Here is a 7,728-nt window from a genome sequence, read left to right on the forward strand (position 1 = left end):
GCGAACGGTCGCTATAAAAATTTAACTAGGGGGGCTTTCTTATGTCATTAAAACAAAAAGTAGGAATTGGAGTTGTCACTGCTTCACTTGGTTTATCCCTTACATTCAGCGGTGTATTTGCCTATTTCAGTGATTCAGAAACATCAAGTAACTCATTTCAAGCCGCCTAACAACGAAACTTGGTACTGAAAAAGACGGTAATCTGCTTGGCCAATATTATTATGCAAGACCTGACGAAAACCTTGCCGGCGATGTAAATGGTGATAAAGTAATCGATATTAAAGATGCTGAAATTATCACTAGCAACTATGGTAAAAAAGGACTAACTGTAAAAGACGGAGATCTTAATAAAGATGGGATTGTCGACGAAAAAGATATTTGCTTCGTTGAAAAGAACTTCTTGAAAAAAGGGCCAGATGCATCTAAATCACAAACACCTGTAGAAAAATCAAAAAGCGGTACACTGGCAGATATTTTAAAGAAATTGGGGTTAACGCCTAAAAAATAATAATAAAGAGCACTCTACGTAAAGTAGAGTGCTTTTTTCTATAAACGACCCTTATCCAGCAAAAGGGGTATATTGGGGATATACAAGGGAAACCGGAAAAGGAATTTATATTGAATTATATATAAATCCAGAAGTAAGAAGCAGGTCCCCACTTCCGGATTATTTAGCAATTAATTATAGTACTGGTGCCATAGTTTCTTTTAATACTTTTACAGAATGAGCGAATTTCGCTTTTTCTTCTTCATTTAGCTCAAGTTCTACGATTTCACGTACACCTTCGCGGTTAATAACAGCTGGAACACCTACGTAAGCATCTTTCTCACCATATTGACCTTCAAGGTATGCAGATACAGTTAATACGCTGTTCTCGTTGTTTAAGATCGCTTTAGTTACACGAAGTAGTGACATACCGATTCCGTAGTAAGTTGCACCTTTACGTTCGATGATATGGTAAGCTGCATCACGTACATTTTCGAAGATTTTATCTAAGTCTTCTTGTTTGTACTGTTCGTTGTTAGCTAAGATTGTTTCTAGTTTTTGTACACCGATAGTAGCGTGGCTCCATACTGGAAGTTCAGTGTCACCGTGCTCACCAACGATGTAAGCATGAACGTTACGTGGATCTACATCTAAGTAGTCACCTAACATGTAACGGAAACGAGCAGAGTCTAAAGTAGTACCAGAACCGATTACGCGCTCTTTCGGTAAACCAGATTCTTTCCAAGTTACGTAAGTTAAAATATCAACTGGGTTAGTTGCGATTAAGAAGATTCCATCGAATCTGCTATCCATAATGCCGCGAACGATTTGTTTAAAGATCTTTGTATTTTTCTCAACTAAGTCTAAACGAGTTTCACCTGGCTTTTGTGGTAACCCAGCAGTGATGACTACTAAATCTGCATCTTTACAATCTGCATAGCTACCGCTCCAAACTTTTGTTGGTGATGGAGAGAATGGTACCGCATGGCTTAAGTCCATCGCTTCCCCTTCTGCTTTTGCTTCATTAACATCTACTAATACGAATTCTTCAGCTACACCTTGGTTGATCATTGAGTAAGCGTAACTACAACCTACAGCTCCTGTTCCTACTAATACTACACGATTGATACCTTTTTTCATGGTAATTTCCCCTCTCTATTGTTCACATATATTTTTTTATGATTGTTTAAGTAATTAATTAAAATACTAATTTAATGTTGTTTAACTTCTTTACATTCATATTGTAGCACGTATCATTGTGAATTACTTCACAAATTATGACCTATTTGTGAACTTTTTCACATAGAGTGTAAAGTTGATGGGGTGGGTGTGGAATCCATACCAAATTAGGTGTTTTCTTTAGATTGTGAATAAAAATGTATGATTCAATTACTCACTGTAACTAAATTCACTTTCTATAATCAAAATCCTAATATTCACAAAAAATGTAATCACATTATAAGATTAAAACTGACTGATCACATCATTCCCTTACAAGATGGACGTCAATTAGCTTATATAGAATACGGTGAAATAAATGAATTAGCCTATACTTTATCACCTCCCTTTTAATCATTACTATATATTAAAAAATATCCGTTAAAATTACGCATTCTTTTCTAATAATAAACCATTCAATATAAGTGATAGGCTATGCAAAGTTTTAGACAACTGTGCCTCTGCATCTTCAGAATTCGCAATCCAACAAGCAAGGTCCACTAGTCCGCCATTTATAAATCTTGCTAAAGCTTCACAGTCCGTCTTTTCAATAATACAGTCCTTCATTAATTGCTGAAGCATCTCGGCCATCGTTACTAAACATTGTGACTGTGATGATTGATAATAACTAGTTCCTAATACTGCTGGTGCATCTCGAAGTACGATTCGCTGAATTTCTGGATTAAGTGCCATCGTTAAATATGCACGACAACGCCCAACAAACCCTTCCCATTTTCCTTCCGCTTCATCTGATACTTTCCCTAATTTATTATCCATTTCCATATCAATTTCTTTTACAACTGCTTCTAACAATCCTTTTTTATCACCAAAATGATGATAAATTGCACCACGTGTTAAACCGACAGATGCCGTAAAATCATCCATAGACGTATTTACATATCCCACTGTACCAAAAGCCTCTCTTGCTGCACTCAGCAATTTAGCACGTGTTTCAATGATCATCTCTGCTCTTGTTTTTTTAATCATCTTTTCCTCCTACTTCTATTCATTCTATTTATTCAAAATGAATTGCATTATTAGTATCGTTCTCTATGTAAAAGAATAACTCCTCTAAACGTCATCTCTCTATCCAGAGATAAAACATTTCAATTGACATACGCACCGTATGTTAATATGATATTGGCATACGGTGCGTATGTCAATTATTTCTAGCTTACAAGATAATATAACTTCTTACCTATACCCTACATTGACTCACTGTCCCTTTTTATAGAAGGTATTAATGAACCAGAGGAGGAGTTAAAAGAATGAAGAATGTATATGTAAACGTCAAATACTTTGGTGATGATCATGTTTAATTCCTACCGTGAGATTTTCAGTGCTCCTGGTACAAAAGGATTCTCATTAGCGGGATTTATAGCTCGGATGCCTATATCAATGATGGGCATTGGTATTGTTACCATGTTATCTCAAGTAAGTGGTGACTATTGGCTTGCTGGAGCTGTTGCAGCTACCTTTACATTATCATCAGCTTTACTAGCTCCTCATATTTCTCGGATGGCCGATCAATTAGGGCAATCTCGCATACTTCTTCCGACTACAGGTATCAGTGTTTTCTTTACGATCCTCTTACTTCTATGTACGAAATATGAAGCTCCTTATTGGACGCTATTTCTATCCGCCTTATGTGCAGGTTGTATGCCAAACATGTCAGCCATGGTACGTGCACGTTGGACTAAACTATACCGTGGATCACATAAATTGCACACAGCATTTTCCTTTGAATCGGTCGTCGACGAAATTTGCTTCATAATTGGTCCTGTATTATCTGTCAGTTTAAGTGTTATGTTCTTCCCAGAAGCAGGGCCACTTTTGTCATCTGTTTTTCTTACAATCGGGGTATGTCTATTCACCCTACAAAAAAGCACAGAACCTCCTGTACATCCTCACGACATTACAAACAAAGGAACAGTATTTAAAATTGGTTCTTTGCGAGTACTAGTATTCACACTCATCGCCATAGGTACTATATTTGGCACAATAGATGTCGTTAGTGTAGCTTTTGCTGAACAGCAAGGAAACACAGTAGGCTGCTAGCTTTGTGCTTTCTGTCTATGCAATCGGCTCATGCCTTGCAGGTCTAATTTTTGGTACGCTTAAACTCAATACTCCACCCTATAATCAGTTTTTAATAGCAGTCACACTTTCCATGATAACAATGCTGCCACTAGTTTTTGTAAACACTATTGCTTGGCTGGTAGTTATTGTTTTCTTTGCAGGGCTATCTGTCGCTCCTACTATGATTATTACTATGGGGCTTGTGGAAAAAATCGTACCTGAATCAAAAATAACCGAAGGAATGACTTGGGCAATTACAGGACTTGGTATTGGAGTCTCCCTAGGGTCAGCAATAGCTGGTTTAGTTATTGATAACTTTGGAGCCCATGCAGGATTTAGTGTGGCTATTATAGCAGGAGGCCTCGCCTTAACTATTGCACTTTTAGGTTACAAAACTCTTCACTCCGCATATAGTCATGCTGTTATTAAACAAGATGAACATTCAATAGACAGTTAAAACATATTCAAAAAATAGGATTACCTTTTCTTATGTATGAGAAAAGGTAATCCTATTTTAAACTTATTATTTATAATCTGTCATAGCTTCTTCTATATCTATACACAACAAAAAAGAGATAGCAGACTATGCTATCTCTTTTAGTATGACCCGTACGGGATTCGAACCCGTGTTACCGCCGTGAAAGGGCGGTGTCTTAACCACTTGACCAACGGGCCAGTTCTGGCAGAGAAGAAGGGATTCGAACCCTCGCACCGCGTTCGCGATCTACTCCCTTAGCAGGGGAGCCCCTTGAGCCACTTGGGTACTTCTCTATAATATGGCTCCGCAGGTAGGACTCGAACCTACGACCGATCGGTTAACAGCCGATAGCTCTACCACTGAGCTACTGCGGAATAATTATGGTGGGCCTAAATGGACTCGAACCATCGACCTCACGCTTATCAGGCGTGCGCTCTAACCAGCTGAGCTATAGGCCCATAATTGAAAAGCGGGTGAAGAGAATCGAACTCTCGACCAGAGCTTGGAAGGCTCTTGTTTTACCACTAAACTACACCCGCATTAAATTGAAAATGGTGAGCCATGAAGGATTCGAACCTTCGACCCTCTGATTAAAAGTCAGATGCTCTACCAACTGAGCTAATGGCTCATTTTGAAAGTGGTGCCGGCTAGAGGACTTGAACCCCCAACCTACTGATTACAAGTCAGTTGCTCTACCAATTGAGCTAAGCCGGCTTGCGACTTCAAAATGGTGGCTCGGGACGGAATCGAACCGCCGACACGAGGATTTTCAGTCCTCTGCTCTACCGACTGAGCTACCGAGCCTTATTAAAATGGCGGTCCCGACCGGGGTCGAACCGGCGATCTCCTGCGTGACAGGCAGGCATGTTAACCACTACACCACGGGACCATTTGGTTGCGGGGACAGGATTTGAACCTGCGACCTTCGGGTTATGAGCCCGACGAGCTACCGTACTGCTCCACCCCGCGATGATATAATATGTAATTTAAGAAAAATGGAGGAGGTAGAGGGATTCGAACCCCCGCGCGACTCTCGCCGCCTGTCGGTTTTCAAGACCGATCCCTTCAGCCGAACTTGGGTATACCTCCGAGATATAAACCTTTAGTGGTGGACCTTGTAGGACTCGAACCTACGACCGGACGGTTATGAGCCGTCTGCTCTAACCAGCTGAGCTAAAGGTCCTTTATGGTAGCGGCGGAGGGGATCGAACCCCCGACCTCACGGGTATGAACCGTACGCTCTAGCCAGCTGAGCTACACCGCCATAAATGATATTAAAATAAGTGGAGCCTAGCGGGATCGAACCGCTGACCTCCTGCGTGCAAGGCAGGCGCTCTCCCAGCTGAGCTAAGGCCCCATGTTTTTGGGAATATCGGGAAGACAGGATTTGAACCTGCGACCCCCTGGTCCCAAACCAGGTGCTCTACCAAGCTGAGCCACTTCCCGTTAATAAAAGCGCGCCCGAGAGGAGTCGAACCCCTAACCTCTTGATCCGTAGTCAAACGCTCTATCCAATTGAGCTACGGGCGCATATGGTGCCGAGGGCGGGGGTCGAACCCGCACGGTGGTCACCCACCGCAGGATTTTAAGTCCTGTGCGTCTGCCTGTTCCGCCACCCCGGCATGTCATATTGAAAATTGGAGCGGAAGACGGGATTCGAACCCGCGACCCCAACCTTGGCAAGGTTGTATTCTACCACTGAACTACTTCCGCAAGACATGTTTGAGATATTTTATTAAAAGTGCGGGTGAAGGGAGTCGAACCCCCACGCCAAAGGCGCTAGATCCTAAGTCTAGTGCGTCTGCCAATTCCGCCACACCCGCATATTAATATTTTAAGAAAAATGGGGCGACTGATGGGAATCGAACCCACGAATGCCGGAGCCACAATCCGGTGCGTTAACCACTTCGCCACAACCGCCATGATTTTCTGGTGCCGACTAGAGGACTTGAACCCCCAACCTACTGATTACAAGTCAGTTGCTCTACCAATTGAGCTAAGTCGGCTAAATGGTGGAGGATGACGGGATCGAACCGCCGACCCCCTGCTTGTAAGGCAGGTGCTCTCCCAGCTGAGCTAATCCTCCATTTGCCTGGCAACGTCCTACTCTCACAGGGACAAGGTCCCAACTACCATCGGCGCTAGAGAGCTTAACTTCCGTGTTCGGTATGGGAACGGGTGTGACCTCTCTGCCATCATTACCAGACTGTATTCATTTAAGACAAGAATTATTGTAACTCATTTAGCTTTTAAAGTCAACAAGTTTTTTATATTCTTTCAAAACTAGATAACATTGCTTCATATTATATGGTTAAGTCCTCGATCTATTAGTATTCGTCAGCTCCACATGTCACCATGCTTCCACCTCGAACCTATCAACCTGATCATCTTTCAGGGATCTTACTAGCTTACGCTATGGGAAATCTCATCTTGAGGGGGGCTTCATGCTTAGATGCTTTCAGCACTTATCCCTTCCGCACATAGCTACCCAGCTATGCCCTTGGCAGAACAACTGGTACACCAGCGGTGCGTCCATCCCGGTCCTCTCGTACTAAGGACAGCTCCTCTCAAATTTCCTACGCCCACGACGGATAGGGACCGAACTGTCTCACGACGTTCTGAACCCAGCTCGCGTACCGCTTTAATGGGCGAACAGCCCAACCCTTGGGACCGACTACAGCCCCAGGATGCGATGAGCCGACATCGAGGTGCCAAACCTCCCCGTCGATGTGGACTCTTGGGGGAGATAAGCCTGTTATCCCCGGGGTAGCTTTTATCCGTTGAGCGATGGCCCTTCCATGCGGAACCACCGGATCACTAAGCCCGACTTTCGTCCCTGCTCGACTTGTAGGTCTCGCAGTCAAGCTCCCTTATGCCTTTGCACTCTACGAATGATTTCCAACCATTCTGAGGGAACCTTTGGGCGCCTCCGTTACACTTTAGGAGGCGACCGCCCCAGTCAAACTGCCCACCTGACACTGTCTCCCGGGTCGATAAGACCCGTAGGTTAGAATTTCAATACAGTCAGGGCGGTATCCCACCAGCGCCTCCACCGAAGCTAGCGCTCCGGTTTCAATGGCTCCCGCCTATCCTGTACAAACTGTACCAAAATTCAATATCAGGCTACAGTAAAGCTCCACGGGGTCTTTCCGTCCTGTCGCGGGTAACCTGCATCTTCACAGGTACTATAATTTCACCGAGTCTCTGGTTGAGACAGTGCCCAAATCGTTACACCTTTCGTGCGGGTCGGAACTTACCCGACAAGGAATTTCGCTACCTTAGGACCGTTATAGTTACGGCCGCCGTTTACTGGGGCTTCAGTTCAGAGCTTCGCTTACGCTAACCCCTCTCCTTAACCTTCCAGCACCGGGCAGGTGTCACCCCCTATACTTCGCCTTACGGCTTCGCAGAGAGCTGTGTTTTTGCTAAACAGTCGCTTGGGCCTATTCACTGCGGCTTTCCGTTA

2 protein-coding genes, 22 tRNA genes, 2 rRNA genes and 3 pseudogenes (1 of these 29 only partly in view) are annotated in these 7,728 nt (G+C 43.5%); 3 read left to right on the forward strand and 26 right to left on the reverse strand.

Translation table 11 applies throughout. The features are described 5' to 3' along the window. Positions 1-41: 41 nt before the first annotated feature. Positions 42-164, forward strand: a pseudogene (locus JFU02_RS15760) (TasA family protein); the annotation flags it as partial. After that, positions 155-508 (forward strand): annotated as a pseudogene (locus JFU02_RS15765) (dockerin type I domain-containing protein); the annotation flags it as partial. The pseudogenes JFU02_RS15760 and JFU02_RS15765, both read left to right, overlap by 10 nt. 174 nt (positions 509-682) lie before the next feature. Here the strand turns inward: JFU02_RS15765 and JFU02_RS15770 are convergent. Together JFU02_RS15770 and JFU02_RS15775 are read right to left on the reverse strand one after the other, a co-directional pair. Next, positions 683-1,627 carry an L-lactate dehydrogenase gene (locus tag JFU02_RS15770; protein WP_201071277.1) on the reverse strand — a complete coding sequence of 315 codons (945 nt, stop codon included), beginning with the start codon at positions 1,625-1,627 and terminating at the stop codon, positions 683-685. A gap of 465 nt (positions 1,628-2,092) precedes the next feature. Continuing rightward, positions 2,093-2,692, reverse strand: a complete 600-nt coding sequence (locus tag JFU02_RS15775) for a TetR/AcrR family transcriptional regulator (protein WP_000592775.1) — start codon at positions 2,690-2,692, stop codon at positions 2,093-2,095. A gap of 324 nt (positions 2,693-3,016) precedes the next feature. Between JFU02_RS15775 and JFU02_RS15780 the strand changes: the two are divergent. Further along, positions 3,017-4,241 (forward strand): annotated as a pseudogene (locus JFU02_RS15780) (MFS transporter). 146 nt (positions 4,242-4,387) lie between these two features. Here JFU02_RS15780 and JFU02_RS15785 read toward each other — a convergent pair. From JFU02_RS15785 to JFU02_RS15900, 24 genes are all read right to left on the reverse strand, one after another. Further along, positions 4,388-4,459, reverse strand: a tRNA-Glu gene (locus JFU02_RS15785). A 5-nt stretch (positions 4,460-4,464) separates the two neighbouring features. Continuing rightward, a tRNA-Ser gene (locus JFU02_RS15790) sits at positions 4,465-4,555 on the reverse strand. A gap of 6 nt (positions 4,556-4,561) precedes the next feature. Continuing rightward, positions 4,562-4,636 (reverse strand) — tRNA-Asn (locus JFU02_RS15795). 7 nt (positions 4,637-4,643) lie between these two features. After that, positions 4,644-4,720 (reverse strand) — tRNA-Ile (locus JFU02_RS15800). Between the two features lie 10 nt (positions 4,721-4,730). After that, positions 4,731-4,801, reverse strand: a tRNA-Gly gene (locus JFU02_RS15805). Positions 4,802-4,814: 13 nt separating this feature from the next. Continuing rightward, positions 4,815-4,890 (reverse strand) — tRNA-Lys (locus JFU02_RS15810). Between the two features lie 10 nt (positions 4,891-4,900). After that, positions 4,901-4,976: transfer RNA gene (locus JFU02_RS15815), tRNA-Thr, on the reverse strand. 14 nt (positions 4,977-4,990) lie between these two features. Continuing rightward, positions 4,991-5,066: transfer RNA gene (locus JFU02_RS15820), tRNA-Phe, on the reverse strand. A gap of 9 nt (positions 5,067-5,075) precedes the next feature. Then, a tRNA-Asp gene (locus JFU02_RS15825) sits at positions 5,076-5,151 on the reverse strand. 3 nt (positions 5,152-5,154) lie between these two features. Continuing rightward, positions 5,155-5,231 (reverse strand) — tRNA-Met (locus tag JFU02_RS15830). A 27-nt stretch (positions 5,232-5,258) separates the two neighbouring features. Next, a tRNA-Ser gene (locus JFU02_RS15835) sits at positions 5,259-5,351 on the reverse strand. Between the two features lie 17 nt (positions 5,352-5,368). Then, positions 5,369-5,445, reverse strand: a tRNA-Ile gene (locus JFU02_RS15840). Between the two features lie 4 nt (positions 5,446-5,449). Further along, a tRNA-Met gene (locus tag JFU02_RS15845) sits at positions 5,450-5,526 on the reverse strand. Between the two features lie 20 nt (positions 5,527-5,546). Next, positions 5,547-5,619 (reverse strand) — tRNA-Ala (locus JFU02_RS15850). A gap of 15 nt (positions 5,620-5,634) precedes the next feature. Then, a tRNA-Pro gene (locus tag JFU02_RS15855) sits at positions 5,635-5,708 on the reverse strand. Positions 5,709-5,718: 10 nt separating this feature from the next. After that, positions 5,719-5,792, reverse strand: a tRNA-Arg gene (locus tag JFU02_RS15860). Positions 5,793-5,795: 3 nt separating this feature from the next. Further along, positions 5,796-5,884 (reverse strand) — tRNA-Leu (locus JFU02_RS15865). 16 nt (positions 5,885-5,900) lie between these two features. Further along, positions 5,901-5,975 (reverse strand) — tRNA-Gly (locus JFU02_RS15870). Between the two features lie 29 nt (positions 5,976-6,004). Next, positions 6,005-6,085 (reverse strand) — tRNA-Leu (locus JFU02_RS15875). Between the two features lie 21 nt (positions 6,086-6,106). Continuing rightward, positions 6,107-6,182: transfer RNA gene (locus tag JFU02_RS15880), tRNA-His, on the reverse strand. Between the two features lie 10 nt (positions 6,183-6,192). Continuing rightward, a tRNA-Thr gene (locus JFU02_RS15885) sits at positions 6,193-6,268 on the reverse strand. A gap of 4 nt (positions 6,269-6,272) precedes the next feature. Continuing rightward, positions 6,273-6,348 (reverse strand) — tRNA-Val (locus JFU02_RS15890). Positions 6,349-6,352: 4 nt separating this feature from the next. Then, positions 6,353-6,468, reverse strand: a 5S ribosomal RNA gene (gene rrf, locus JFU02_RS15895). A 101-nt stretch (positions 6,469-6,569) separates the two neighbouring features. Beyond that, positions 6,570-7,728 (reverse strand): 23S ribosomal RNA (locus tag JFU02_RS15900) (it continues 1,763 nt past the right edge of the window).

This window comes from Bacillus sp. TH13, assembly GCF_016651175.1.
Taxonomy (GTDB): domain Bacteria; phylum Bacillota; class Bacilli; order Bacillales; family Bacillaceae_G; genus Bacillus_A; species Bacillus_A thuringiensis_S.